Source organism: Acidithiobacillus albertensis, assembly GCF_001931655.1.
Lineage (GTDB): Bacteria > Pseudomonadota > Gammaproteobacteria > Acidithiobacillales > Acidithiobacillaceae > Acidithiobacillus > Acidithiobacillus thiooxidans.
On sequence record NZ_MOAD01000001.1, the window covers coordinates 1793243 to 1819641 of the forward strand.

Annotated in this window: 20 protein-coding genes and 1 tRNA gene; 8 read left to right on the plus strand and 13 right to left on the minus strand. The window is 54.0% G+C overall.

From position 1 onward, the window contains the following. Positions 1–6 precede the first annotated feature (6 nt). From BLW97_RS09365 to BLW97_RS09380, 4 genes are all read right to left on the minus strand, one after another. Positions 7–831, minus strand: coding sequence for a heavy metal-binding domain-containing protein (locus BLW97_RS09365; protein ID WP_010637973.1), 825 nt, complete (start codon positions 829–831; stop codon positions 7–9). Continuing rightward, positions 828–1805, minus strand: a complete 978-nt coding sequence (locus BLW97_RS09370) for a heavy metal-binding domain-containing protein (protein ID WP_010637971.1) — start codon at positions 1803–1805, stop codon at positions 828–830. The genes BLW97_RS09365 and BLW97_RS09370 overlap by 4 nt, the downstream gene beginning before the upstream one ends. Positions 1806–1820: 15 nt before the next feature. After that, positions 1821–2201: a hypothetical protein gene (locus BLW97_RS09375; protein WP_031573815.1), complete on the minus strand. Its 381-nt coding sequence runs from the start codon at positions 2199–2201 to the stop codon at positions 1821–1823. A 95-nt stretch (positions 2202–2296) separates the two neighbouring features. Then, positions 2297–4129, minus strand: coding sequence for an ABC transporter ATP-binding protein (locus BLW97_RS09380; protein WP_075322987.1), 1833 nt, complete (start codon positions 4127–4129; stop codon positions 2297–2299). 144 nt (positions 4130–4273) lie between these two features. Here BLW97_RS09380 and BLW97_RS09385 point away from each other — a divergent pair, with 144 nt between their 5' ends. Then, a complete protein-coding gene (locus BLW97_RS09385; protein ID WP_075322988.1) occupies positions 4274–5176 on the plus strand; it encodes a D-hexose-6-phosphate mutarotase in 903 nt (300 codons plus the stop codon). A gap of 201 nt (positions 5177–5377) precedes the next feature. Here the strand turns inward: BLW97_RS09385 and BLW97_RS09390 are convergent, their stop codons facing one another. Further along, positions 5378–7810: a heavy metal translocating P-type ATPase gene (locus tag BLW97_RS09390; protein ID WP_075322989.1), complete on the minus strand. Its 2433-nt coding sequence runs from the start codon at positions 7808–7810 to the stop codon at positions 5378–5380. Between the two features lie 215 nt (positions 7811–8025). On the opposite strand from BLW97_RS09390, the gene BLW97_RS09395 reads away from it, so the two are divergent. Next, positions 8026–9207 (plus strand): pyridoxal phosphate-dependent aminotransferase, encoded by a 1182-nt coding sequence (locus BLW97_RS09395; protein ID WP_075322990.1) that lies wholly within the window; start codon positions 8026–8028, stop codon positions 9205–9207. Here the strand turns inward: BLW97_RS09395 and purT are convergent. Continuing rightward, positions 9204–10385, minus strand: coding sequence for a formate-dependent phosphoribosylglycinamide formyltransferase (gene purT, locus BLW97_RS09400; protein WP_075322991.1), 1182 nt, complete (start codon positions 10383–10385; stop codon positions 9204–9206). The two genes, BLW97_RS09395 and purT, sit on opposite strands and share 4 nt — an antisense overlap. A 62-nt stretch (positions 10386–10447) precedes the next feature. Between purT and gnd the strand changes: the two genes are divergently transcribed. The 3 genes from gnd to BLW97_RS09415 all read left to right on the plus strand — a co-directional run bounded on the left by gnd (position 10448) and on the right by BLW97_RS09415 (position 13441). Continuing rightward, a complete protein-coding gene (gene gnd / locus BLW97_RS09405) occupies positions 10448–11416 on the plus strand; it encodes a phosphogluconate dehydrogenase (NAD(+)-dependent, decarboxylating) (protein WP_278278525.1) in 969 nt (322 codons plus the stop codon). Then, a complete protein-coding gene (gene zwf / locus BLW97_RS09410) occupies positions 11417–12883 on the plus strand; it encodes a glucose-6-phosphate dehydrogenase (RefSeq protein WP_010637955.1) in 1467 nt (488 codons plus the stop codon). It abuts the gene before it with no gap. Positions 12884–13138: 255 nt separating this feature from the next. Further along, the gene (locus BLW97_RS09415; RefSeq protein WP_010637953.1) at positions 13139–13441 is read left to right on the plus strand and encodes an ArsR/SmtB family transcription factor; all 303 of its coding nucleotides are present in this window, start codon (positions 13139–13141) and stop codon (positions 13439–13441) included. On the opposite strand, the gene dusA is transcribed toward BLW97_RS09415, so the two are convergent. After that, the gene (dusA, locus tag BLW97_RS09420; RefSeq protein ID WP_075322993.1) at positions 13426–14418 is read right to left on the minus strand and encodes a tRNA dihydrouridine(20/20a) synthase DusA; all 993 of its coding nucleotides are present in this window, start codon (positions 14416–14418) and stop codon (positions 13426–13428) included. The genes BLW97_RS09415 and dusA overlap by 16 nt on opposite strands. 136 nt (positions 14419–14554) lie before the next feature. Beyond that, positions 14555–14630 (minus strand) — tRNA-Thr (locus BLW97_RS09425). A 144-nt stretch (positions 14631–14774) separates the two neighbouring features. Here BLW97_RS09425 and BLW97_RS09430 point away from each other — a divergent pair. Further along, positions 14775–16748, plus strand: a complete 1974-nt coding sequence (locus BLW97_RS09430; RefSeq protein ID WP_075322994.1) for an NHL repeat-containing protein — start codon at positions 14775–14777, stop codon at positions 16746–16748. Here BLW97_RS09430 and BLW97_RS09435 read toward each other — a convergent pair. Both BLW97_RS09435 and pabB read right to left on the minus strand, forming a co-directional pair. Continuing rightward, entirely contained in the window at positions 16745–17710 is a 966-nt protein-coding gene (locus BLW97_RS09435; RefSeq protein WP_207650584.1) for a lysylphosphatidylglycerol synthase transmembrane domain-containing protein, read from the minus strand. The genes BLW97_RS09430 and BLW97_RS09435 overlap by 4 nt on opposite strands. A 34-nt stretch (positions 17711–17744) precedes the next feature. Beyond that, positions 17745–19136: an aminodeoxychorismate synthase component I gene (pabB, locus tag BLW97_RS09440; protein ID WP_075322995.1), complete on the minus strand. Its 1392-nt coding sequence runs from the start codon at positions 19134–19136 to the stop codon at positions 17745–17747. Between the two features lie 131 nt (positions 19137–19267). On the opposite strand from pabB, the gene BLW97_RS09445 reads away from it, so the two are divergent. Continuing rightward, positions 19268–20596: a TolC family outer membrane protein gene (locus BLW97_RS09445; protein WP_075322996.1), complete on the plus strand. Its 1329-nt coding sequence runs from the start codon at positions 19268–19270 to the stop codon at positions 20594–20596. A gap of 98 nt (positions 20597–20694) precedes the next feature. On the opposite strand, the gene BLW97_RS09450 is transcribed toward BLW97_RS09445, so the two are convergent. From BLW97_RS09450 to BLW97_RS09460, 3 genes are read right to left on the minus strand one after another with little or no spacing between them, the layout of a single operon-like run. Beyond that, the gene (locus tag BLW97_RS09450; protein ID WP_075322997.1) at positions 20695–22083 is read right to left on the minus strand and encodes an MFS transporter; all 1389 of its coding nucleotides are present in this window, start codon (positions 22081–22083) and stop codon (positions 20695–20697) included. Positions 22084–22100: 17 nt separating this feature from the next. After that, positions 22101–23516, minus strand: a complete 1416-nt coding sequence (locus BLW97_RS09455) for a chloride channel protein (RefSeq protein WP_075322998.1) — start codon at positions 23514–23516, stop codon at positions 22101–22103. Between the two features lie 16 nt (positions 23517–23532). Continuing rightward, positions 23533–25383, minus strand: coding sequence for a chloride channel protein (locus tag BLW97_RS09460; RefSeq protein WP_075322999.1), 1851 nt, complete (start codon positions 25381–25383; stop codon positions 23533–23535). Between the two features lie 92 nt (positions 25384–25475). On the opposite strand from BLW97_RS09460, the gene BLW97_RS09465 reads away from it, so the two are divergent. Further along, entirely contained in the window at positions 25476–26393 is a 918-nt protein-coding gene (locus BLW97_RS09465; protein ID WP_075323000.1) for a LysR family transcriptional regulator, read from the plus strand. The last annotated feature ends 6 nt before the right edge of the window (positions 26394–26399 follow it).

Consider the following 26399-nt stretch of genomic DNA (forward strand, 5'->3'; position numbering starts at 1 on the left):
CGCGCTTTAATCGTTGACCGGAATAACCAGTTGCGGGCTCAGGCCATCAACCAGAGCATCGGCATTTTCCATGGCTTTCACGGCGGTACCGACGGCAAAAAATTCGATGATATGGGGTTTCCAGTTATGGCTGCCTTCATGAAGCTGAACGCCGGTAATGCCGTCCGCCTGGGCTTCCTGCGCCTCATGTTGCATACGTTCCATGGCAAGTTCCCGGGCGTCATACATGGCCTGGGTAAATTGTTCCATTTCCGTATTGCGACCCACATTTCCCATAGATTTCAGCAGCCCTTGATGCGCCACATGATACACACAGGAACCCATGACCATTTCCATGGGGCGGTAACCCGCCTGCAACAACATCCAGAAGTCCTGACCACTCAGATCACTGGTAAAGGGCTTGCCGCCCACCCCCTTGAAGCCTGACGCGCCACTGCGGTGGGCGATGGCCGTGCCAATCGCCATGAATTCGAGAATGTCCTGATCCCATTCCATACGCTTCACTTCCAGTCGCACACCCACAATACCATCGGCCTGCAGTAAAATGGATTCCTGCTCCATGCGACTGATAGCCAGCTCACGGGCCTGATACATGGCCTGAGAAAGTACATCCATTTCCATGTTTTGATTCCAGTTTCCATACTGGATTCCCATGTGATAAATACACGAACCGACCACCAGACCCAAGGGCTCAAAATTGGCCTTGCGGACCATCACAAACTCATTGACGGACAAATCCGAAGTAAATATACCTTCGTGACTGCCCTGCGAACGCAGTCCTTTCAGACGCTCTACAGCATGGGGAGCGAGATGTTCTGTACTATCGGTCATATCAAATCCTTTTTGGAGTCAGTAGCACTGGTCAGGGGGTGATCAGCCAGTGATATCATGGCAAGCAGTTCATGTTGCGGTGGGTTTTTTGGCAGATAACTGATGGCGGTACCAATACTGATGTGGCGACAAAGAAAGCGTTCGGGGTTGTCCTGATCGGCAGGCACCCGAAACATTTGGGTATAACTGGTGTGTCCAAGAACTCCGGCAGCCATCTTCCGGCCATCTTCGCGCAAATCATAAAGCGCCCGGCGCCGGACATTTTCCTGAAAAGTAGAAAGGTCGGTAATTTCCATATTCCAGTAACGTGCCGCAAAAGGTGCCTGCTGAGAAGCCTGATCGGCGACCGTACCCATCCAGGGCATGTACCAGTCAAAATTGGCGCCAATGGCAATACCTACAGGAACCACGCCATCTTCCAGCAAACGGACAAATTCCAGGGCTGACACAGTAGCGATAACTGGCGCGGTGGCAGGGGGAATTCCGGTTAGCCGGATAGCGGTGCCGGTCACCCCATAATCCATATCCTCACCTTCCCCATGCCGCACTTTCATGCGCACATCGACAATCGCATTGGCTCCCAGAGCGATGGCTTCCAGGCGCATACGCTCTACCGCCGTGTGCCAGCCATCGTAGTGTCCCTGGGTCCAGGAATAACCAAAGTGATACCAACAGTTTCCGGTTACCATACCGATAGGCTGAACCCCGTGACTGCGCTGCAAAAGAAGTTCTGCGGCAGTGGCCGTACTGATCCAGGGAAGATGCCCCTGACTAGTCGCGAACATGCGATTTTGGACAAAATTGGGCAGGCGGCGTTGCTGCAAGGCCTGTTCCCATTCAGAATAACGCTGCATTTCTTCAGGGGTTTGTGAACGGACGCCCTGGCTCACGTTATGACCCAGATTTTCGGCCGCTCGCTGGGCATCCTGGGCGACTTCCTCAATACCGTGTTTGATCTTGTCCCAAATGGACATAGTACCTCCTTGCCGTTACCCCATGAGAAAATCGTGCAATGTATTGCTGGCTCCCTGCATTTCCCCGGACAAATCACCGAGGTCTTTCACCAGACTTTCCAGCCAGGTGGCGAGTGGTAAATCCTCATGTTTAAGCACCACGCCACGCACGGTTTTGGCGCGAACCGTGCTGATATGCGCACCCTCATGAGTCAGTAAATAATCGTTATTGTTGGTGTGAACAGTAATGGCATGGACATGGCTGGTCTTGGCAAAAAAACCGTCTTTTTTTCTTTCGACTTCAACCAGGCCGGGCATATCTCCCTCCAGCCTTGCCGCCAATCCTTCAACAAAAGCTTTCATGTCGCCTTGCGCGCGCCTGATCCAGGCGGTACTTTGGTCAAAATCTGTGCTCATAGAGGGCCTCCCACCCTTTTATCGGCCACATTCGGTTTTCAAAAAATAATTACCCAAGTTCAGACCGCCAGCTTTGACTATAGTTCTGTTTTTCTTCAGGCGCGTATTTTTTCCAGGGTGGAAAATTCCGGAGATTGTTCGTGCAGGCGCTGCAATTCAGCAAATTGTCGGTAAGTGGGACAACTTTTCAGCAGCGCTTCATGACTGCCAATAGCAATGAGTCGGCCCTGATCGAGCACGGCAATGCGTGCAGCATGAACAATAGTGGCCAAACGATGCGCTGCCACCAGGGTGGTCCGCTGTGCGGTCAAATTAGCCAGTGCCTCCTGAATGAGCCGCTCATTTTCCGCATCCAGGGCGCTGGTGGCCTCATCCAGAATCAGTACCCGAGGGTTTCTCAGAATCGCTCGGGCAATGGCAATGCGTTGGCGTTGCCCTCCGGATAAAGTTACGCCTTTTTCTCCAACATGGGTTTTCAGTTTGTCTTCCAGTCGGTCAGAAAATTCATCCACCCGAGCAGCCTGAACGGCAGCCAGTAAAGCTGCCTCATTGGCATCAGGACGCGCCATCAAAATGTTATCCGCAATACTCATGGAAAAAATGACAGGATGTTGTGGGACTACGGCCAGTTGCTGGCGCAAGCTACGCAAGGGCATGGCATCAATGGCCGTTCCATCCAGCAAAATTTGCCCTTCGCTGGGTTGATAATGGCGCATGAGCAGGGAAAACACCGTACTTTTACCGGCTCCGGAAGCACCTACAAAAGCCACTGTTTCCCCTGGTTCAATATCCAGGGAAATATTTTCAATAGCAGGCACATCCGGCCGCGAAGGATACCGGAAGGCGACGCGCTCCAGGGTCAATCGTGCCGGATTTCTGATGGAAAACTCAGAGGGTTCTGGAACTTTGCCGACTTCGCCTGACAAAGCCTGGACACTGTGTTCTGGCTGTTCATCCAGCAGCGCCAGCAAGCGTTCAGTGGCACCCGCCAGTCGTGACATGCTGCCCCATAACTCCCCCAACGAGGCCAAAGACGTTGCCGCCATCAGGGCATAAAGCAGAAATGCCGCCAGTACGCCCATGCCCACCTGCTTTTCGAGAACCGCGAGACCGCCCAGATAGAGCATGGCGCTGAGTGCCAGAAAAACCAGGCTTCCCGTCAGAAAGGTGGACCAGGACTGGACTTTAACCCGCGACCAGACTTGTCCCAGCAACAGATGAATATCCTGGCGATATCGGGTTTCAGTCTGAGGTTCGAGGGTAAGCGCCTGGATGACCCTAATGCCATTGATAGACTCTTCGGTATGGGCACTGAGATCAGCCAGATAATCCTGTTCCTTGCGGCTGTATCCGCGCTGCAGACGTCCTGAGCGGATATTGACAAACACCAGCAACGGCAATACCAACACTCCCGGGAGCAGTAACTGGGGCATGGTCACCAGCATCAACACCAGCGCGCCGACCAGGGTGATGCCGCTTTGCAGACTACGCCCGAGCACGCCCGTCAAACCAAAACGTAAAATGGTGACATCACTGCTTAACCGCGAAATGACCTCACCGGTCCGGAATGTCTCATAAAATATGGCGGGAAGATGCAGCGCATGACTGAACACGGCACTGCGCAAATCGGCGACGACCCCCTGCCCCAGCCAGGTTGCCAGACCATCCCGCAGCCCGCGCATGGCGACCGTAAACATACCCAACATGAATAGCGCAATGCTGATCCAAAGTAATGCCTTGTAACTATGGAACCCCTTGTCGAGAATAAACCGAGCTCCCTGGGGCAAAACCAAGGAAGCGCCAGCACTGCAGAGCATGGCCAGCAGATAAGCCAGCAGAAGCCCGAGCCGGGAACGCAAAAAGGGCTTGAGTTTCCATAATACCCAAAGATTTTTGTTGACCGGACGTTGCCAGGGATTTTGCGCCACTCAGTCACCTTGTCAGCGAATTACAGGAATAACACAGCATACGCCTGCCCGACGGCTTTGGCTGCATTATCGCGATCCGTCAATTGACCGCTGGCAACCTTCAGCAGCAGAATGTGCCAAATTCCCTCACTTCCTGGAATAACTATGCAATCCCTTGATGCACTGAATCGCTACGCCATTCCCGAACATGTGTTTTTTCGCTTTGGTCCGGGGGGGCAGATTTTTGCGGACATTCGCAACAGCAGTGCCAGTGCCAGTGTTTTCCTGCAAGGGGCTCATCTGACAGCGTTTCAACCACGGTCCCAGTACGATCCACTCATCTGGCTTTCGGAAAAATCGTGCTTCGCCGTCGGCAAATCCATTCGCGGCGGCGTGCCGGTATGTTGGCCCTGGTTCGGTCCGCATCCCGACAACAGCCAGTTCCCGGCCCATGGCTTTGCCCGCACCCACTTGTGGACCGTCAGCGATTCAGCAAGCAGCAAGGACAGCACCCGGATTACCCTGACCCTGGAGCCCACGAACGAAACCCGGGCACAGTGGCCTCATGAGACTCCGGTCAGCCTTGAAATTATCGTTTCCGAAACTCTGGAAATGTCTCTGACTACCCATAACGCCGGAAACGACACAATCACTCTGGGTGAGGCCTTCCATACGTATTTCCACGTGGGCGATATTCATTCGGTGCGCCTGGAAGGTCTGGATGGTTGTACCTATCTCGACAAAACCGCAGATTTCGCCCGGAAGCAGCAGGAAGGTGACATTACCTTCAACGCCGAGACCGACCGGGTTTATCTCAACACCCAAAGTGATTGCATTATCCATGACCCGCGCATGTACCGCCGAATTCGTATTCATAAGGAGCATGCCGATTCCACAGTAGTCTGGACGCCTTGGGCCGAGAAAGCCGCTGCCATGGGAGATTACACGCCGGAAGGCTGGCGGCAGATGCTCTGCGTGGAATCCGCCAACGCCGCCGAAAATGTGCTGCAACTGCAGCCGGGTGAAAAGCACACGCTGATGGTGCGTTACAGTGCTGAACCTCTTTGATCTCTTTAAAGTGGCTGTTGCCGCAGAGGCTTTGCCGCGACTTTTGGCCCGCGCCGTTGTTGTTCTTGGTGAAATCCTGCGCCCGTCAGGAGAGCTGTTTGAGCCCGAAGGGCGAGTTCTCTCCTGACAGCAGGATGAGCCCTAGAACAACAGGCGAGGGACAAGGGAGCGGCAAAGCCTCTGCGGCAACAGCCACATCTTTCAGACTAAATCAGGCACCCACGGACGCAGCCACTTCAAACGTAAACTGTTACTGAGCACAAATACTGACGACATTCCCATGGCCAGTCCCGCCAGCATGGGATTCAGCTGAAACCCCCAGGGAATCAGCACCCCCGCAGCCACCGGAATCAGCAGGATATTGTAGAAAAACGCCCAGAATAAATTACCGCGAATGGTCGCCATGGTTTTTCGCGCTGCCTGCACTGCCGTCACCAATGCACTGAGATCCCCATGGGTTAAGGTCAAATCAGCCGTCTCCATGGCAATGTCAGTGCCTGAAGCCAGGGCCAGGCCCACATCGGCCTGAGCCAAAGCCGGAGCATCATTGATGCCATCGCCCACAAAGGCGACTTTGCCGCCCTGGCTTTGTAACTGCTTGACGATATTTGCCTTATCCTGAGGCAACACCTCTGCATAAAACTCTTCTAATCCAAGGTGTTCGGCAAGATGCCGCGCTGCGCTCTGGCTGTCACCCGTAATCATGACCACCCGCATACCCATGGACTGCAGTTGCCGGACGACCGCTAAGGATTCGGGTCTTACGCTGTCCTGAATGGCGATTTTCCCCAGCAAATGTCCATTCCCGGCAATATACACCCAGCTTTGGGCCACCTGCGGCTCAGTCCAAAATTTAGCGTCCTGCTCTACGCCATTCTCCTGCAACCAGACCGCCGTACCGACCAGAATTTTCTGTCCGGCTACGACACCCTCAACACCCCGGCCAGGGACGGCCTGAAAATCCGTCACAGGAGACAGGGAAATTTCCCGTTCACGCGCAGCCTGAACAATGGTCCGCGCCAAAGGATGCTCAGAAGCCGCTTCCAGCGACGCAGCCAAGGTCAGAACCTGGCGGACATCGTCTGCGACAATTTCACACACGGCTGGCGTACCCCGCGTCAACGTGCCGGTTTTATCCAGACAGACCGTTTTCACCTGGGCCAGCGTTTCCAACGCCAGTCCTTTGCGAAAAAACACACCTAACTCTGCAGCCCGGCCGGTACCGACCATGACCGCCGCCGGGGTGGCAAGTCCCATGGCACAGGGACAGGCCACCACCAGCACCGCCACAGCGGACAACAGGGCCACAGTAATAGCCGGGCTGGGTCCCAACCATAACCACACCATAAAACTCAGCAGCGCAATGCCAATAACCAAAGGCGTAAATACACGAACCACCCGGTCAGCAAGACCCTGGATGGGCAGCTTTCCAGCCTGGGCCTGCTCGACCATCTGAATAATATGGGCAATGACTGTATTTTGCCCCACCGCAGTCGCTTCGATAATCAGCCTGCCGTTACCATTGATCGTCGCGCCGACGACGGCGTCACCTGCTTTTTTATGCTCAGGCAACGCTTCTCCGGTCAGCATGGCTGCATCTATATAGGATTCTCCTTCCAGGACGATGCCATCCACGGGCAGACGCTCTCCCGGTCTGACCAGGAGATGATCTCCAGTGCGGATGCGGTTGAGTGGCACCCGCTGTTCCTGCCCATCTTTGAGCAGTGTTGCGTCCTTGGCCTGAAGATCAACCAGATGCCGAATCGCCTGCGAGGCCCGGCCTTTGGCCAGCTCTTCCAGATACTTGCCGAGCAGAATGGCGGCAATGACCACCGCCGCCGAATCAAAATACACATGCCCTCCGACCTGGCTGAAAAGCTCCGGGAAAATCAGCACGATCATGCTGAACAGCCAGGCGGCTCCCGTACCGGTAGCCACCAGAGAATTCATATCCGGAGACAAATGACGGTAGGCAATCAGACCCGGACGAAAAAAACGCCGCCCCGGACCGGCCAGTACCAGCGTTGCCAGTACGGCCTGAACCCAGTCCCAAAAATGCCCAAAGAGTGCATTTTCTTGCAGCCATCGTCCCAACGCCGGAAAAAGCAGGGGACCCATAGACAAGCACAAAATAGGCACAGCCAGAACAACTGCCGTCAGCAAATCTTTTCGCATAAGCCGCAGCTGGGAGATTTTACGATCTTCACCCCGGGCATCAGCACGGACCGCCCGCGCTTCATAACCGGCATTAACAACAGCCGCAATCAATTGATCCTGATTAGTGCTATCCGGAAAATATTCCACCATGGCCCGTTCTGTGGCCAGATTGACACTGGCCGACAGGACGCCAGAAACCTTGCCCAGAGCGCGCTCCACGCGACTGCTGCAAGAGGCACAAGTCATCCCGCCAACCTCCAGCTCAGATTGCGCCACGACGGGTTGGTAGCCTATATCAGCAATCGCAGCCCTCAGCGTTTCCAGGCTGGTCTGGGTCGGATCGAATGCCACGGTTGCCCGCTCAGTACTCAAATTCACGCTGGCCTGTACCCCCGGCAAGCGATTCAGCGTGCGTTCTACCCGACTGCTGCAGGAAGCACAGGTCATCCCTGCCACCCCGATCTCCAGATTTTTCATAACGCTCCCTTTCCTGCCCGCTGCCCATTGCTATTTGAAAATTGCAATCTGCAGCATATCCTTGTAGCCAGATGTAATGTCAATCCATCACCATGGGCAACCGCGATCTTTTCGCCTATAGCAAAATAGTTGATTTTAAGTGACGGATGCTTATCATTTGCCCTCTTGTGCGCATTTGCCGCACCCGCTGAAAATGATATCTGGAGTTTAACATCGTGGATATTCGCCTTTCCCGCCGCGTTACTGCGGTGCGTCCCTCTCCGACACTCGCCGTTACCGCCCGGGCACAGCAACTCCGTCGGGAAGGCAAAGACATTGTCAGTCTCGGCGCTGGCGAGCCCGATTTCGACACACCCGAATATATCAAGGATGCGGCCATACAAGCCATTCATCGGGGCTTCACCAAGTACACCGCAGTCGGTGGCACGCCGGAGCTGAAAACCGCCATCATAGCCAAATTTGCCCGGGACAATCATCTCGATTACCGTCCCAATGAGGTGCTGGTCTCCGTCGGCGGCAAGCAGAGCTTTTTCAACCTCTGTCAAGCCTTGCTGGATGCAGGAGATGAAGTCATCATTCCCGCGCCCTACTGGGTGTCCTATCCCGATATGGTCATTCTTGCCGAGGCCTGTCCGGTCATTATTGATACGGACGCCGCACAACACTTCAAAATTCTGCCTGAACAACTGGAAGCGGCCATCACCGAAAGCACCCGGCTTTTAGTGCTCAACAGCCCTTCCAACCCCTCAGGAGTCGCTTATAGCCGCAGTGAACTCGAAGCACTGGGAGAAGTATTACGTCGTCATCCCCGGATTTTGATTGCCACTGATGACATGTATGAAAAAATCCTCTTTCAGGACCAGCCTTTCGTAAACATTACCAATGCCTGCCCCGATCTGAAAGAACGCTGCATTGTGATGAATGGCGTCTCCAAGGCTTATGCCATGACCGGCTGGCGCATAGGCTATTGTGCAGGGCCCGAGACACTGATTACGGCCATGAACACCGTGCAGTCGCAAAGCACCTCCAATCCAACCTCCATCGCCCAGGTAGCTGCCCAGGCAGCTCTGGAAGGGGGCGATAGTGCGGTGCATGAAATGGTTCATGCTTTCCGGCGCCGTCATGCTTACGTTTATGGTCGCCTGCATAGTCTTCCGGGCGTCAACGTGCTGCCATCAGATGGCACCTTTTACAGCTTCCCGGGCTTTCATGAAGTGATGCAGGCCAAAAATCTGCAGGATGACCTGATTCTAGCGGAAGCCCTCTTGGAAGCAGGCGTTGCGGTGGTACCGGGTTCTGCCTTTGGAAGCCCCGGACATATTCGCCTTTCTTTTGCGACCAGTGACAAAAACCTGGAAATGGCACTGGATCGCATTGAACAATTTGTAAAGAGTTAGGCGGGGCTGACCGTAATCGCGGCGGCGGCCTTGGCCGCCCTTTCCCGCGACTCTTCCACACTTTCTCCGGCAGCGACGGCTACGCCAAGCCGCCGCAACTTGCTGGCCGTCGGCTTGCCAAACAGACGTAAATCACTTTCCGGTACGGCCAGTGCTGTTTCAAGACCGGCATATCGGGGCCCCCAACCCAAGTTTTTACCCCGAATAACCGCAGAAGCGGAAGCTCTGCGGAATCCGGGATCAACGGGCAAGCCCAGAATAGCCCGCAAATGCAATTCAAACTCGTTCTGACGTTGACTGGCCAAGGTCACCAGACCGGTGTCATGGGGTCTGGGCGACAACTCACTGAAAATCACTGCTTCACCCTGAACAAAAAATTCCACCCCATATAATCCCTGTCCGCCGAGATTATCCGTCACTTTTTGCGCCATGCTCTGTGCATCCTGAAGCGCCTGCGCGGACATGGCCTGGGGCTGCCAGGACTCCACATAATCTCCTGCTTCCTGACGATGCCCGATGGGCGGGCAAAATACTGTACCTAAGGCAGAGCGCACCGTCAGCACGGTGATTTCAAAATCAAAGTCCACAAAGCCCTCGACAATGACTTTCTGCGCCCCCACACGCCCGGCCGTCTGCGCTTCCTGCCAGGCCAGCGCCAATTCCGCCGCACTCCGCGCGACCGACTGCCCTTTGCCGCTGGAAGACATGACCGGTTTGATCACACAGGGGAAACCCAGCTCGACAGCTGCCGCCTCTAGTTCCTGCAAGCTGCTGGCGAAGCGGTAAGGAGAAGTGGGCAGGCCCAGATGTTCGGACGCAAGACGACGAATACCCTCACGATCCATGGTTAATTGCACGGCCCGCGCCGAAGGGACCACCGTGGCCGAGCCGGAATTTTCGATTTCTGCCAGGGCGGAGGTGGCGATAGCTTCAATTTCCGGGACCACAAAATGCGGACGCTCACGCTTGACCAGAGCCAGAATCGCTTCAGGGTCGGTCATATCTATCACGTAGGCGCGGTGAGCGACCTGCATGGCAGGAGCATCTGCGTAACGATCCACGGCGATGGTCTCAACGCCCAGACGCTGGGCAGCAATCAACACTTCCTTACCTAATTCACCGGCGCCCAGCATCATCAGCCGGGTCGCAGAAGCAGAACACGGAGTACCCAGATTCATGTGCATTTCCTTTAGCAAAAAAAACAATAAAAGCCCAATATGTCTATACTCAACATAGTATCATTTTCCCGACAGACGCATACGCATACGCATACGCAAAGGAGCATGACATGAGTAAACCCAGTATAGGCATGGTCGGTCTTGGTCGCATGGGCGCCAATATGGCGCGACGTCTGCATCTGAAAGGCATGAATGTCATTGCTTACAATCGCCATATCCAAAAAGCCCAGGACCTTGCCCAGGAAAGTGGCATGCGCGCTGCCAGCTCGCTGGAAGATCTGGTCAAACAACTGCCAGCCCCCAGAGTCATCTGGTTAATGCTACCGGCCGGTGAAGCCACGCAAGAGCATATTGACCAGTTACTTCCCTTGCTAAGCAAGGGTGACACCCTGGTCAATGGCGCCAATGCACTCTACGAAGACTCCATGGCGCAGGCCGCCAAGGTCGAAGCTGCTGGCTTGCATTATGTCGACGCGGGTGTGTCCGGCGGGGTTTGGGGATTGCAGGAAGGCTATGCCTTGATGGTAGGCGGCAGCCAGGAGGCGGTTACTCAGGTCACGCCTTTCCTGAAAGCCCTCGCTCCCGGTGAAAATCAGGGGTGGCTGCATTGCGGACCGGTAGGTAGTGGGCATTTCGTGAAAATGGTTCACAACGGTATTGAATATGGAATGATGCAGGCACTCGCCGAAGGTTTCGCCATTCTTCAGGCTAAAACCGAGTTTAATCTGGATCTCGCCAATGTCGCCGAAATGTGGCGCTATGGCAGTGTTGTCCGCTCCTGGCTTTTGGATCTGACTGCTGACACCCTGCACAAAGATCAGGTCCTCGCGGATATTGCGCCGGTGGTCGCCGACTCGGGCGAAGGGCTCTGGACCGCTCAAGCCGCTTTGGCCATGAAAATTCCTGCTCCGGTCATCACGCTGGCCCTGCAGATGCGTTGGGCTTCCCAGGGAAAAGACGACTATGCGGCCAAGCTATTGGCCATGATGCGCAATCAGTTCGGCGGTCATGCCGTACAAAAGGAGGACTGAGTGGATAACCAATGTATTTGTCAGTTCGTCATTTTTGGCGCTACTGGGGATCTGGCCAGTAAAAAACTGCTCCCGGCCCTGTATCACCTGGAATGTGCCGGTATGATGCCCAAGGAAATGCGTATTTTGGCTTTTGGGCGGCGTCCCTGGGACAATAATGGCTGGCAGGATTTCTTGCGAGAACAATTGGAAACCTACGCAGGAAATTATCATGACGAACATTTTGATGATTTCTGCAAACACTTTGAGTATGTGCGTGGAGAAATTCATGAAAAGGAGTCTTATGAAAAGCTCCGCGCGGCACTCACTGAGGAAGGTGCGGATAAACCTGCTGCTACCATATTTTATCTGGCCATTCGCCCGGCAGATTTTGTGCCTGTTGTTCAGCATCTATCGAGTGCCGGCTTCAATCAGGAAGGCGACTATCGTATTGTTATTGAAAAGCCTTTCGGTGAAGACCTGGAAAGCGCCATGCGTCTCAATGAACAGTTGCATCGTCACTTCCGCGAGGAACAGATTTATCGCATTGACCACTATTTAGGCAAGGAAATCGTCCAGAACCTGATGGTTTATCGTTTTGCCAATCTGGCCGTAGAAGCCCTCTGGAACCGCAATTATATAGACCATGTGCAAATTACCGTAGCCGAAAGTGGTGGTATCGAAAGTCGCGCCGGTTATTATGATCAGGCCGGAGCATTGCGGGATATGTTGCAGAATCATCTGATGCAAATTCTGACTCTGGTAGCTATGGAGCCCCCCCCTTGCATGGAAGCGGACGCTCTGCGTGATGAAAAGGTCAAGGTACTCCGCTCTATTCGACCCATCCCCAAATCTGCCGTCACGGCCTATGCCATGCGCGCTCAATACGGTCCCGGGGTAGTAGATGGCAAGCATGTACCGGGCTATCAGGATGAAGCCGGGGTTGAAACCAACTCCATTACCGAGACTTATGTGGCCGCGAAATTTTATATTGATAACTGGCGCTGGCGCGGGGTTCCTTTTTATCTTCGTACCGGCAAACGCCTCGAAAACAAAACCTCCAGTGTTGCCCTGCGTTTTCGGCATACGCCTCAGCAGCTTTTTCGAGAAACCAGTATCGAAAAAATCGAACCCAACTGGATCCTGCTTTCTTTGGAACCCGAAAGTCTGAAAACCGAAATCCAGATCAAGGAACCCGGCCTGGAAATGCGCGTCCGTCCGGTGCAGCTCAATGCATCCTATCGCAAGGAGGGTGAACAGGAGCTGGATGCGTATGAAGCTCTACTGCTGGATGTCATGGAAGGCGACAAAGCCCTGTTTATCCGCTTTGATGAAGTGGAATGGGCCTGGCGGGTAGTAGACCCGATTATCAAGGCTTGGGGCCGGGAAACCGACTACATCCTCACCTATCCGGCGGGCTCCTGGGGACCGGAAGAGGCTGCGCGGATTATGGACAAAGAAGATCAGTATTGGCGCAACAAAATCTAAGCTGAGCGTGAGCGACAGCCCTGAAAGCTCGACTGTCGCTCCTTGATAACAAAAAAAATACCATATGATTCAATGAAATAAACTATCCTTACAAAAAGCGTAGTCGAACGTCTACAGCATAAGCTAATAAACGCGCCATAGAAATACACTAATTATTATTTTTTGTTTTATATTTCATGTGGATATAGTTAGTGGCATGGTTTCTGCTTAATCATCCAGGTCAGTTACCTAATGATAGTCAAGTAAGGAGACACCATGAAAAGCACAGGAAACACGATCATTCCCGAATGGGAAATTACCCGGCTTTCTGAAATTATCAAGGCCATGTCTCATCCATTGCGCTATAAGATCATCTGCCTACTTGGTCGCGGTGAAATGAGCATGCAAAATCTGGTGACCGCCATCAACACCAGTCACAGTAATGCTTCCCAGCATCTTGCCCTGCTTCAGGACTCCGGTCTGGTCCTGGTCAGAAAGGTGGCCAGTCGCGTTTATTACCGCATCCGCGATCAACGCACCTTACGCTTGCTGGAAATCAGTAATCAAGTACTTGCCTGATCCATTTTTTCAATATGTTGCATGGCTCGCCGCAGAAACTCTGCGGCGTTTTCGTTGACTGTCGCCGTACCCAGAAATCGACGCCATTCTCCAGCGCCAGTAACCCCAAAATACAGACCATGCAGATGTCGGCTCAGGCGTGGCGCAGGCAATGCCTCTCCCCAGTTTTCGGCATAAGCCAGTAATTGTTCGAGCACGACGGATCGATCAGGTAATTGCCCGCGCCTGTCCAGGGCCATTTCCACTTCGGCCAGGAACATTGGATTATGATAAGCCGCTCGACCAATCATCACCCCATCGACGTGAGTGAATTGATCCAGTACCGTTTCAGTGGTCTTGAAGCCCCCATTGACTTCAATGCGCAAGTGGGGGAAATCGCTTTTCAGACGATGTACCCAATCCCAGCGTAATGGCGGTATTTCCCGATTTTCTGCGGGATTCAGGCCCTTCAACCAGGCATTACGGGCATGCACAATAAAATGCTGGCATCCCGACTGCGCCACAATTTCCACGAATTGATGCAAAGACGCAAAATCCTCTTCGCGATCCAATCCCAAACGATGTTTGACACTCACCGGTAAGGCACTGTCCGAAAGCCCTGCCATCAGCTCGGCAACCAATTCCGGAGTCGCCATGAGGCAGGCACCAAAACTGCCCTTTTGTACACGTGGCGAAGGACAACCTACATTCAGGTTGATTCCGTCGTATTGATACTCCTTGGCTAGCCTGGAAACACGGCGCATCGCGGCCGGATCATCCCCCCCTACCTGCAAAATCAAAGGGTTTTCGGCCGCAGAATACTCCAGGAAACGCTGGGGATCGCGACCCAACAAAAGCGCATTAGTCGTCAGCATTTCCGTGTAGAGCACGCAGGAAGGACAAATCAGCCGCAAAAAATGCCGACAATGACGGTCTGTCCAGTCGAGCATGGGTGCGACTGATATCACTTTATCAATGGCCTCTGTTGAATTTATCATCGTATACCGGTTGTTTTAAATCCATTTGGCGCTATTGTAGGCGCGAATTTCACATACTGCGGCAAGCCCTGGAACAATCCTGTTAGCCCGTAAAAATGAAAGCACCTAGCAAAAATCGCTAAGTGCCTGTTTTATTTGGTGCTGGCGAGAGGAATCGAACCCCTGACCCACTGATTACAAATCAGTAGCTCTACCGACTGAGCTACGCCAGCATCTCGGATACTGAATTATATCTTGATGCCACGCCCTGTGGCAACGCATCATACCGCTATGAGCACAGTAATCCGTTACACTCGAAGCCAGACCATGCTTTCTCGGGCCATTTGACGCATTTAATCATAGTGAGGCGGTTCTACATGCATAATCGTCGTACCTTCCTGAAATTTGCCGGACTGAGTGGAGTGGCGCTGCCGGTTGCGGGTATTGCTTTTTACTCTCACAACCTGATCTCTCGGGCTTTTGCAGGTTCAGAGCTGTCACTGCTGCATGGACAATATTCCACCTCGTGGATTGGCAACAGCTTTGCCGGAAAGGGTCAAAATGGTTCCGGTCGCTGGGTTCAGGATGAAATTGTGGCCATGACTGTCACGGATGAGGGCACGGTGCTGACCGCATCCTTGTGGGATGAGGCTGGGCGTTGTACCGGCCTGTATCGGGACAATGATACCAATGTCCAATGTCTCATGGCCGATGGTGAAGCCCGTTCACGGGCCTGGGGTTGGGGCACCGCAGGAACCAGTGTAGCCGTAATCGGCCATCTGATTTTTATCACCAATACTGCAGGGGACTTATTACAATTCTATTGGAGCGATCCACACAATATTCAATCGGCCATTAAATACCAGGGGCACAGCAAATCCGGATTGGCACTCGCCATGGCAGGACGCGCAGAAACCCTGGCCTTGGCCCTCAAAGGAGGCGGCATTCAGATCCGCAATCCGCAGGATATGAGCGTCCGCAACACCCTTCCTTTATCGGATATCACCGGCCTCGCCATCGACTCAAAAAACTCCTTGTGGGTGATACAAAAAGGGCAAATCCTGCATTATGGTTTGGATGGTCAGATATTGCCTGGTCGGATTGGCAATGTGGCCAAAGCTACGGCTATTTCCATCGATAAAAATGATGTTCTGCTGATTTGCGATAATGGTCCGGATCAACAGGTACTGAGTTATACCCTCTCTTCTAAACCACAACTCAATCAGCGTTATGGGGTTCAGGGTGGGCTGCGGGCGGGCACACCGGGAAAAATGGCTGCCAACAAGTTTTTTGCCCTGCGCGGGGCCGGCCTGGATGCTGCTGGTAATCTTTATGTCGGTATGTGTTTTGGACCCAATCCCAATTCTCCGGTGGTTATTCGTTCTTTAAACCCCCAGCAGCAATTGCGTTGGGAGTTATCAAAATATGCCTGGGTGACCGCTTTCTGTTTTGACCCCCGCAGTGATGGCACAGTGGTTTATGGTCCTGAATCCATTTTTTCCTACGACCCTGACCAGGAGCCCGGCAAAGGCTGGCAGGCAGAGGCCATTACTCTGGATGCTGTGCGCTACCCTGATGATCCACGCATTATGGGCAAAGATGCCTGCTCCACCGAACTACGCCATCTGCAGGGGAAAAGACTGCTGTACACCATGGGACAAACCGGAGGCGGATACGATTTATACGCCTTTGAACCGGCCCCAAGCCAAATTGCCCATCATGTGGCCAGCCTCAAGGGCGATGGATTTGCCTGGAACGTGGACGCGGAAGGGGGTATCTGGCGTGGGCAAACACCCGATCAAAACATCTGGCATTATGCCTTTGCTGCCTGGTCTGATGCGGGCATTCCCCGTTTTAAATCTCCGGTAAAATATCCGGTGCCCGAATTATTTACCCGGGTGACTCGTGCACATTATGACAGCAGCAGCGATAGTCTCTATATCGGTGGCTACACCGCCAATAAAGGCAAAAAAAGCTGGGGGCTGATAGGTGCAGTCGTCGCGCGCTATGATCACTGGAAAAGCGGAAAAGCGCAATTTCGCTGGGCGGCCAATATGCCCGAAGACGGACATGGCTTACCACCAAAAGCATTTGATATTGCTGGTGATTATCTGTTTACCATCGCCGTATTTCCCACCGCAGGCAAGGATGCGGTAGTAACTATTTTCCGCCTCGGCAATGGGGCAAAGGTAGGGAACATTTCACCGGGAGCGGCGGTGGGCAATCAAAGCGGTTGGGTGGACATGATTCACGCTATTCATGCCCTGCGCCGGAAAAACGGGCAATACCTGATCATGGTCGAAGAAGATGCTCGCGGTAAAAATATTGTTTATCAGTGGACACCGGCCTAATGCTGAAGATCAGGCGGTGCTTCATGATGACGATGTAATCCTATCCACAACAAGGCGCCCGGCAGACTGGTCAGGACCATGGTGAAGCCGAGCAACAAGGAGAGCGCCAAAGCCTGATCATGCCCCATGTGCAAATAGCCCAGATAAAAAACCATCAGGCCTTCACGCAGCCCCCAACCGGCAAAGGATATGGGCAGGGCCAGAAACAGACTGATTACCGGCCACACTACCCAGAGTGCTACGGCGTCCGGGGCCTCGCCAAGAGCATGGGCGAGTAGCCAGAAGGTCAGAACCGATATGCACTGAATCGTAAAAGAAAGAACAATGGTCGCGCTCAATGCCAGACGATGGCGCAGCAGTGCGCCCATCCCCAAACGAATATCATGAAGCTTATCGCCGAGTTTTCCCGAAATTTTTTCGAGAAAATTCAGTAGCGGGCTTAAAATGAGAAGAACAATCAGTGCATAGGCAAATAGCAGAATCCCGATGGTCCAGCCCATTTGCGGGAGCAGCCCCACCCTTGCTCCACCCAGAGCAAAGGCGACCGCTGCAATGACAATCAAAGCGCCCATACCCATAAAGCGGTCACCAAAAACCGCTGCAAGCGCGAGCGGCATGGAACCGGTTTGCTGACGGGTGTACCAGGCACGAATCACATCACCGGAAACCGCCCCGGGCAATACCTGATTAAAATAGGCCCCAACCCAATTCAGCCGCAACAACCAGAGGATGGGAGCCGTGCGCTCCATAGCCAACAGAATGATGCGCCAGCGAATAACCGATACCGATAAATTCAGGGCATAGGAGGCCATGGCCGCGACAAACCACCAGGGCCGCATTTCTGCAAAACGTTGACTGAGCGACGGCCAGTTGGTGTTATGCAAAAGCCAGAACAGAACGCCAATGGTAAAAACAATTTGTAACAGCAGTTGCCATCGGGTGTGGAGTTTTTTTCGGGACATGCCTGACTTTCAAAAGTGAATCAAGGGTCGGACTCTATGCGAGACCGCGCAGTGCTGCAAGTTCCCGATGGAACAAAGCCACCTTGTCCAGGCTTTCCTGATACTCCGCAGTAGCCACAGAGTCCGAGACAATGCCTCCACCTCCCCAGAACTGCAGTTCTCCCTGGCTGGCCGTGATGGTACGGATGGCGATATTCATATCCATTCTTCCACTGCGGTCGATATAACCGATGCTGCCACAATAAAGGCCGCGCGATGCGGCTTCGAGTTCATGGATGATTTCCATGGCACGGCGCTTAGGCGCACCCGTGATGGACCCTCCCGGAAAGCAGGCAGCCAGTGCGTGAAGGGGGTCCAATCCATCCTGTAATTGGGCTTCCACCACACTGACCAGATGATGGACCTGGGCGTTGGATTCCAGACCACAAAGCTGGATCACCTGCACGGAACCTGTTTTCGCCACCTTACCCAGATCATTGCGCAGCAAATCCACAATCATCACATTTTCCGCACGATCCTTGGGGCTATGCAGCAGGTCTTCGGCCAGGCGGATATCCTGCACAGCATCTGCAGAGCGGGGCCGTGTCCCTTTGATGGGCCGAACCTGCATTTGTCCCTGGCGGACCTGCAGCAATCTCTCTGGAGAAAAGCTCAATGCACTCCCCCAGGGAAAGCGCAGATAAGCCGAAAAAGCTGCCGGATTGAGTGAGCGTAAGTGCTGATACAAATACCAGGGTGAGCCACTAAAGGCGGCAGAAAACTTTTGTGCCAAATTGATCTGATAACAATCACCGGCGTGAATATAAGCCTCCACCTGACGAAAAGCCTGGTGATATTGGGCGGGAGACCATTGCGCTTGCACCGCTCCGTGCGTCTGAAACCTTGACGGTGAACAAGGCTCCCGGACAGCCGCCAATCGGGCTTCCCATTGTAAACGTACACTGGCCATCTGATCTTCCGGGGCAAGCAGCCAGGAACAAGACTCCAAATGGTCAACCATGAAGGCCGTATCGTAAACGCCAAAGGCTGCTTCGGGCCAGGTCGCAGTCGCGGACATTGCAAGCCCCTGCTCCGCCAAAGCAAAATCATAAGCCAGGTAACCCAGAACCCCGCCGGTAAAGGGCAGATCTTCGCCCTGAGGCAACTGCGTTGCAGGCAGATTGGCAAGACTTTCCCGCAAGACCTGCCACAATGAAGATGTCGAAAGCTGTGCGGGCTGATTGCCATCGGCCACCCACAATTGTCCTTGATGCTGCCAGATACGGCGACGCGGTTGCGTCACCATAATGCTGTATCTCCCCTGCCCTGGCGTCCGGACACTACTATCCAGCCACTGCGACCAATCTGTTTCGGCAAGACTTGCAAATACCTTCTCAAGACGATCGGGATAGGCCAAAGCACAGCAAACCAAGGGAGACAACGTCATGATCCTGCCAAAAATATCGCCAAATAGAGCTTCGTAGCATAAGCGATGAAAGGCCCTTTGCCCACGAGCTCTTGACTACCGACCGATCGGTCGGTATTGTCTGGAATCTCCTTCAGGCTCAGGAAATGTCCATGCACGCCCATCGTTCTGCTTTGTCGTTGCTTGCCGCTGCGTTGCTGTTGAGCAGCAGTTCTGCCTGGGCAGAAAACCTGATTGACGCCTATCAGCAGGCCTACCATACCGACCCGGTACTGGCCCAGGCCCGCGCCGAACTGGCCGCACAAATGCAGGACAAGCCCCTGGCGCGTTCAGCCTTGCTGCCCCATGTGGGGGTTGGTGCAGCGGTGGGCTTCAATACCGCCGACATTACCGGCTTTGGCAATATCGACATTAATCGCGCCTATTTGTCCGACAGCTACAGCGTCAATATCACCCAATCCGTATTCAACGGCCAGGCCTGGACGGCGCTGAAACAGGCAGACTCGCGCATACAGGCCAGCGCTGCCGGCCTGACCTACACCGAACAGCAGCTCGCCCTGCAGGTCGCCACGGCCTATTTCGGGGTACTGGAAGCCCAGGCCCAGGAACGGGTGGCGCAAAAGCAGAAATCGCTGTTGGAGAGCATTTACCGGCAAACCCAAGCCACCCTGAAAATTGGCACGGGAGACATTATCGCCGTGCGTGAAGCCCAAGCCCGGGTTGATGCCGCCGAAGCCGATCTCATCAAAGCCAGCAACGGGGTGGCGATCGCCGAGAAACAGTTACAGCGCTTGACCCATCATCCCATCGGCGTGCTGGAGCCTCTGGGCCATTATCAGGCTCTGGGTCCGCAGCCTGATGATATGCAGAGCTGGGTGCACAGTGCTGTTCAGGATCAGCCGCTGATGCATCAGGCCCAGGCCCAGCTCCATACCGCCCAGCAGGAAGTCCAATACCATCAGCGCGCGCGCTGGCCGGTGGTCAACCTGCAGGGCGTAGCCCAGCATGCCCTCGGGAATCCCTTTCCGGGGCTGGTCATGAATCAGGCCGGCGTCAGCCTGAACTTGTCGGCCCCCCTGTATGAAGGCGGCAATATTTCCGCCTCCGTGCAAAAAGCCCAGGCGCAAACCGTAGCCAGTGTCGACCATGTTGCCAATGTGCGCGATGAAGTCACTCTGAACACCCAAACTGCTTTTCTCAATCTGAAAAACAGTGTGGCGCAGCTCAAGGCCGCCAAAGAAACCGTAGACTCTGCCAAACTATCCCTGGAAGGAACGCGCAAGGGTTATGAAGTGGGCACCCGCTCCATCATCGACCTGCTGCACACCGCCACCGACTACGTGCGGGCCGAGCAGGACTACAACGTCGCTTTCTACAATCAGGTAATTGCCCGGGTGCAGCTCAAGGCGGCCTCCGGACAAATCAATATGGCGGATTTGCAGGCTATCAATGCCTTGTTGATAAATAGTGCCTCGTCCTGAAAACAGCTAAAACAATTTCATAAGCCCAAAAGGGATGTTAGAGCAAAAACCTCCCCGCCAAAGGCCGTTTCTGACTATAAAAAACTGTCGGATCCGGCTCAGGTATCCGCCAGCACCCCCATCACTGCCTGCTCATCATACACTTTGCTGTCCACCTTGCAGTACACCGCGCCTTCATCCTTGAATACCGCCACCTCAGCAACACCCGGAAGCGCCAGCAAACGGGTCTCCAGATTACTCTGACGCTCGGCAGATTCCGTCAAGGTAAACACCCGCGTCGCCAGGTAACGGGGCCTTTGCATGGTCAGGGCAACCACCAGCCAGATGGCATAAATAATGGCTACCGCCCAGAAAATATCGCTGTAATTACGCGCCCCCGGAATATACAGCAAACCACCCAGCAAGCCTCCACAAAAAGCACCCAGAAATTCGGACGTGGTGTAGACACCCGTTGCCGTACCTTTGGCACCGGGATGACAGAATTTGGCGACCAACGAAGGCAGGCTGGCTTCAAGCACATTGAAGCCCATGAAAAACAGGAAAAGCGCTACGGCAATCAGCCAGATATTATGAGCTGACAGCGCCATCAAAATGACCGAAACCAGTAAGATCGCAATGGCGATGATGAATACTTCCTTGAGCTTCCGCTTGGCTTCACCCACGATAATCATCGGCAGCATGGCTACAAAAGAGAACAGCATGACCGGCAAATACAGCATCCATTGATCATTCAGGCTGAGCAGGGGATGCCGGGGATCAATCAGCACCAGCGGCAGCACCACGAATATGGCCGTGAGTCCGGTATGCAGGGAAAAAATGCCAAAATCCAGACGCAACAAACTGGGATCGCGCAACACCTCGCCCAACATGGCCGGGCTCATTTCCGCATCGCGATGAAAGCGGGTGGGAACCGCCGGAATCACCAGGTAAAGAACGCCAATGGCGGCAAGGGACAAGACCGCAGTGAGCCAGAATATGCCACTCACCCCAATCCAGCCTGCAAGCGGTGCAGAAAGAATCAGGGAAATACTGAAACTGATGCCAATGGTAATGCCGATAATCGCCATAGCCTTGGTCCAGCGTTCTTCCCGGACTAGGTCGGCGGTCAGGGCAATAATGGCGGCCGCCACTGCGCCAGCCCCTTGCACAATACGGCCAATCAACAACCATTCAATACTGGTCGCCGTAGCAGCGATGGTGCTGCCAACGGCAAAAATCAGCAGCCCTATGGCAATGACCGGCTTGCGTCCCCATTTGTCAGAAAGTTTGCCGAAGGGAATCTGAAAAAAGGCCTGGGTCAGTCCATAGGCTCCCAGAGCAATACCTATTAACACCGGATGATTCATGGCACCTCGTAAACCATGGGCATAAACAGAAAACACCGGGAGAACCAGAAAGAGTCCCAACAATCGTAGGCCAAATATTCCGGCCAGGGAAAATACGGCTCGGCGTTCCTTTTGATTGAGTGCGGCTTCAGGGTTTTTCATGTACGGCTCCTTGCTGGCTATTTATCGGACGATTTATCCGGGTGGATTTTTTCCTGGACAACATAATGATTTTCTGGAATATTCAGACCCTTTTTGAAGAGCGGGTAGGTATAAATACTTTGCTCCAGAAACACCCGGCGCAATGCAAAAGCCGTCAGTGAGGTGACCATGGCCGGGAGCAGAATATGATAATTATTCGTCAATTCCACCACCATGACCGGCGCACTGATCAGGGCTCCGGTACTTGCCCCAACCATCCCCGCCATTCCGCACATGGCAAATAGTGGAATACTGCCATGCCAACCCAGCAAGCCCTCTGCCAGATAACCAACGCCTGCACCCATGGCCGCCCCCATAAACAGGGAAGGTGAAAAAATCCCGCCAGAACCGCCCGTACCAATGGTCAGGCTGGTGGCAACGCCCTTCAGAATCAACAGTAAAATCAGAAAGCCGAGCAGGTGTAAGTGACCGGTCAAAATTTCCGAAATAGCAAAATAACTGCCACCAATCAGGTAATAATGGCCGGTAAACCAGAACATTCCATACAGGAGCAACCCCACCAGTAACATGGCGCTCATGTGTCGCAAATAAGGATTGGGCAAGTAGTGTTTGCTGGTCTGCCCTGTCCAGGTCAGCAACTGTATGAACAAAAAGCTCATCAAACCCGCCACAATGCCCAGCAGCGCAAAAGCCGGAAGCATCAGGCTCCCGGAAAGTGTCGGTGTGGGCACATAGGCGAGAATATGAAAATTGCCCAGACCGGTTTCCGTAATCCAGGTCGCGGAAACCGTTGCTACCAGCGTGGATAACACCGTCCAGGGGCGCCAGTCGGGCACAATGACTTCCATGGCAAAAAACCAGCCACCCAGAGGGGCATTAAAAACCGCTGCGATGCCCGCACCGACTCCGCAACCCACCAGATGAATACGGCGACTGTCGGACATGGGCAGCACATGGCCCATTAATGCGCCCATTGCCGCACCAAACTGCATGGCGGGTCCCTCGCGCCCCGCAGAGCCTCCCGAACCCAGAGTCAGCGCCGTCGCCAGTGGCCGCAAAACGGCAATAATGGGGCGTATGCGTCCGCCATCCGTATGCACCGACTCCATAACCTGACTGACGCCTGCACCTTCAACTTCCGTGGTGACCCGTTGCACCAGAATGGTAACCAGAAAAGCACCCAATACCGGCACCAGAATCACCCACGGCCCCCAAAGCGACGGTGTGGATGGCAAATGCTCATTGTAATAAAAACTCCAGCTTCCCTGAAAAAACAGGTTGTGGAGCAGCGCTACCAGATAATGGAAAAGCAAAGCACCACCACCGGCTAACAAGCCCACAAAGGCACCAAGAAGGATCAAGCCGGGCCCTTCACCCACCGGGGAAAGCCGATCATGGAGAGTGCGGCGCAGGCTTGTCCATGCCTGTTTCATCGTACGGTATCCCGACTCATTGCGGACCGCGCTCCGGTCGCAGCAGGACCTGAGGCAGAGAGGCATAACTGAGAATATCTTCCACGGTCACCACAGCCACCACATCCTCATGATGTTCGGGGGGATCCTTTTTGCAGAGCAGCGCCGTCTCGCAGGCACAGGCGCGCAGACGAGCAACCAGATCATACAGCTGACTGTCATCACGCACCGCCACCCAGTCGGTACTGGCCAGATCACTCAAGGGCACATGGCGGATTTCCCGACGCAGAATTTCTGCCACCCGATGCGCAGGAATGACCGCCAAAGGCATGGTCCCTTCAATAATCAGCACATGGGGTAGCTCACGACGATGCAGGAGTATTTTTTGCAAATCCTCCAATGTCCGGTCTCCGCGCAGGCGTACCATGGGCGTTTCGATAAGTTGCGCCGCAGGACGCATCAGGTAAAGATTGCTGTGCCGGGCTTCAGGAATAAAATGTCCCCGCCGGATCAGCTTGCGCGTATAGATGCTCTCGCGGGTAAACAGTCTGCGCACACCAAAAGCCAAGCCCGATACCACAATCAACGGGATAATGATGTGGTAGTCATTGGTCATCTCAAAAATCATGACGGCGCCAGTGACGGCGGCCCCGGTAGATGCCCCGACCATCCCTGCCATACCCAGTGCTGCTCCCACCGCCATACCCATCTGATAGTCCGGAATCCACTGACTCACCAGGGCTGCGAAAGCGCCCCCCAGCACGGCTCCCACGAACAGGGAAGGAGAAAAAACCCCGCCGGATCCTCCCGAACCCAAAGTGACTGAAAAGGAAAACACCTTCAATACCAACAGCAGCAGCAGAAAGCCGGGATTCAGCAGGGTACTTTCCAGAACATTCTGGACCGTGGCATAACCCACGCCCTCCACATAATAATGTCCGGTGCAGCGTTGGATCATATACATGGTCAGACCCACCGCAGCCATTCCCAAAATTGTGCGCAGATAGGCATTTTTTAAGCATTTTTCCAGCAAGTCTTCAGTCCAGTAAAGGGTATTGGTGAACAGCAAACCTACGCCCCCTACCAGCAATCCAAAAACCACATACGCTACATAATCGGCAGCCGTTTCATGGGCTGTACTGGCAATAATGCTGGCAGGAATCACAAAAGAAGGATGATTTCCCAGAAACAGGCGGGACACAAAGGTGGCCGTTCCAGTGGCAATCATGACAGGCACCAGTGTACGGGCACTGACTTCCACCAGCATCAATTCCACCGCAAACAGAATGCCGCCAACCGGCGTATTGAAAGTGGCCGCAATTCCGGCACCGGCACCGGCAGCAATCAAGCCCAGACGCTGCCACTCATGCAAGCGCAACCATTGCGACAGACTGGACCCAAAGGCTGCGCCCATCTGGATAATGGGCCCTTCCCGGCCCACTGAGCCGCCACTCCCAATAGTAATGGCCGAAGCCAGCGCCTTGATCAGGACCACGGCAGGGCGAATCACCCCGCGCTTGTAGTAAATGGCATCCATCACCTCGGGCACGCCATGACCTTTGGCCTCGGGTGCAAAGTTGCGCACCAGCCAGACCACAATCAGACCACCGATAATGGGGGCCAAAATGATTCCAGCGCCCCAGATACTGGCATCGGAATGTTGCAGTGCATTAAAAGAAAAGGACCACTGACCAAAGAAAAACAGGTTGTGCATCAGGCCGATGAGACGCCGAAATGCCACCGCCCCCAGCCCGGCAATAATGCCGACAAAAAAGGCCAGCAACAGATGGAATAAAGGGTTGCGGCGCAGCCTGCCCTGCCATCCGCCTACTTCTCTTTCGATTACATGGGTCAAAACTTCAGGAGCAATTGGGGTATTTTCCGGCATTACCAACTCTTGGAAATGGTTTTGTTTTGACGGTACGCTATCCTTGAAACTCAAACAAATCGATTTAGTTGAATATTGATTCGGATTAATTGATGAATATTAGCGCAGAACAATGGCTGACCCTCTTACTGCTCGCCGAAACCGGCAGTGTCAGCGAAGTCGCCTCCCGCCTGCATCGTGGTCAACCGGCGATTTCTGAACGTCTGCATAAAATATCGGAAGAAGTCGGCGAGCCCCTCTATATCCGGGAGGGGGGCAGCATCCGCCTGACGGAAGCCGGTCAGGTTCTGTTGCCCGATATCCGCCAGCTCCGGGACAAAATCAGCGACATAGAACGTCAGGTCATCCGCCGCCAATCCCTGCAAAGTGGCGATTTGCGCATTGCCTCGACCAGCCTGATCGCCAACCATCTCCTCCCGGCCTACCTGCAAAAATTTCAGAGCAATCATCCAGATATCAATCTGCATATCAAAAGTGGCGTGACCTACTGGCAGGATATTCAGCTTTCCGAAATTGACATTCTTTTTTTTGAGGGGGATATGGATATTCCCAACCTCCCCGCCTACTACGAAAAACTGCCCTGGTGTGCGGATGAAATCATCGCCATCGTGCCCCATGACCATCCCCTCGCCATTCACGCGGAAGTTCCCATTCAGGATTTTCAGGTTTATCCGATCATCTGGCGGGAACCTTCCTCGGGTGTGCGCAAAATCATGGAAGGCGTTTTTAACGCCAGAGATATTCAGCCACAACGCTTCGTGGAAGTAGCTGATGTGGAATCGGTGGGCGCCATGGTTCAAGCCGGACTCGGAGTAGGCTTCATCACCCGAACGGTTTTTGAAAAACGCCTGGATTGGGGACTTCATGGTATCCGCATAGCCGCCCCCAGCCCGGTCTGGAGAAGCTATATTGCCGTCCCCAAAAGTCTGCAAAGATCCCGCGTACTTTCCACCTTCATGGATATTCTCGGCATCGACAAGAACGCCCATAGCCGAACCCTACACGACTGATATACT

Coding starts and splice junctions, on each gene's coding strand:
- BLW97_RS09365 (WP_010637973.1), bottom strand. CDS start 831: ATGACCGATAGTACAGAACATCTCGCTCCCCATGCTGTAGAGCGTCTG.
- BLW97_RS09370 (WP_010637971.1), bottom strand. CDS start 1,805: ATGTCCATTTGGGACAAGATCAAACACGGTATTGAGGAAGTCGCCCAG.
- BLW97_RS09375 (WP_031573815.1), bottom strand. CDS start 2,201: ATGAGCACAGATTTTGACCAAAGTACCGCCTGGATCAGGCGCGCGCAA.
- BLW97_RS09385 (WP_075322988.1), top strand. CDS start 4,274: ATGCAATCCCTTGATGCACTGAATCGCTACGCCATTCCCGAACATGTG.
- BLW97_RS09390 (WP_075322989.1), bottom strand. CDS start 7,810: ATGAAAAATCTGGAGATCGGGGTGGCAGGGATGACCTGTGCTTCCTGC.
- purT (WP_075322991.1), bottom strand. CDS start 10,385: ATGAATCTGGGTACTCCGTGTTCTGCTTCTGCGACCCGGCTGATGATG.
- BLW97_RS09415 (WP_010637953.1), top strand. CDS start 13,139: ATGAAAAGCACAGGAAACACGATCATTCCCGAATGGGAAATTACCCGG.
- dusA (WP_075322993.1), bottom strand. CDS start 14,418: ATGATAAATTCAACAGAGGCCATTGATAAAGTGATATCAGTCGCACCC.
- BLW97_RS09430 (WP_075322994.1), top strand. CDS start 14,775: ATGCATAATCGTCGTACCTTCCTGAAATTTGCCGGACTGAGTGGAGTG.
- BLW97_RS09435 (WP_207650584.1), bottom strand. CDS start 17,710: ATGTCCCGAAAAAAACTCCACACCCGATGGCAACTGCTGTTACAAATT.
- pabB (WP_075322995.1), bottom strand. CDS start 19,136: ATGACGTTGTCTCCCTTGGTTTGCTGTGCTTTGGCCTATCCCGATCGT.
- BLW97_RS09445 (WP_075322996.1), top strand. CDS start 19,268: ATGCACGCCCATCGTTCTGCTTTGTCGTTGCTTGCCGCTGCGTTGCTG.
- BLW97_RS09450 (WP_075322997.1), bottom strand. CDS start 22,083: ATGAAAAACCCTGAAGCCGCACTCAATCAAAAGGAACGCCGAGCCGTA.
- BLW97_RS09455 (WP_075322998.1), bottom strand. CDS start 23,516: ATGAAACAGGCATGGACAAGCCTGCGCCGCACTCTCCATGATCGGCTT.
- BLW97_RS09460 (WP_075322999.1), bottom strand. CDS start 25,383: ATGCCGGAAAATACCCCAATTGCTCCTGAAGTTTTGACCCATGTAATC.
- BLW97_RS09465 (WP_075323000.1), top strand. CDS start 25,476: ATGAATATTAGCGCAGAACAATGGCTGACCCTCTTACTGCTCGCCGAA.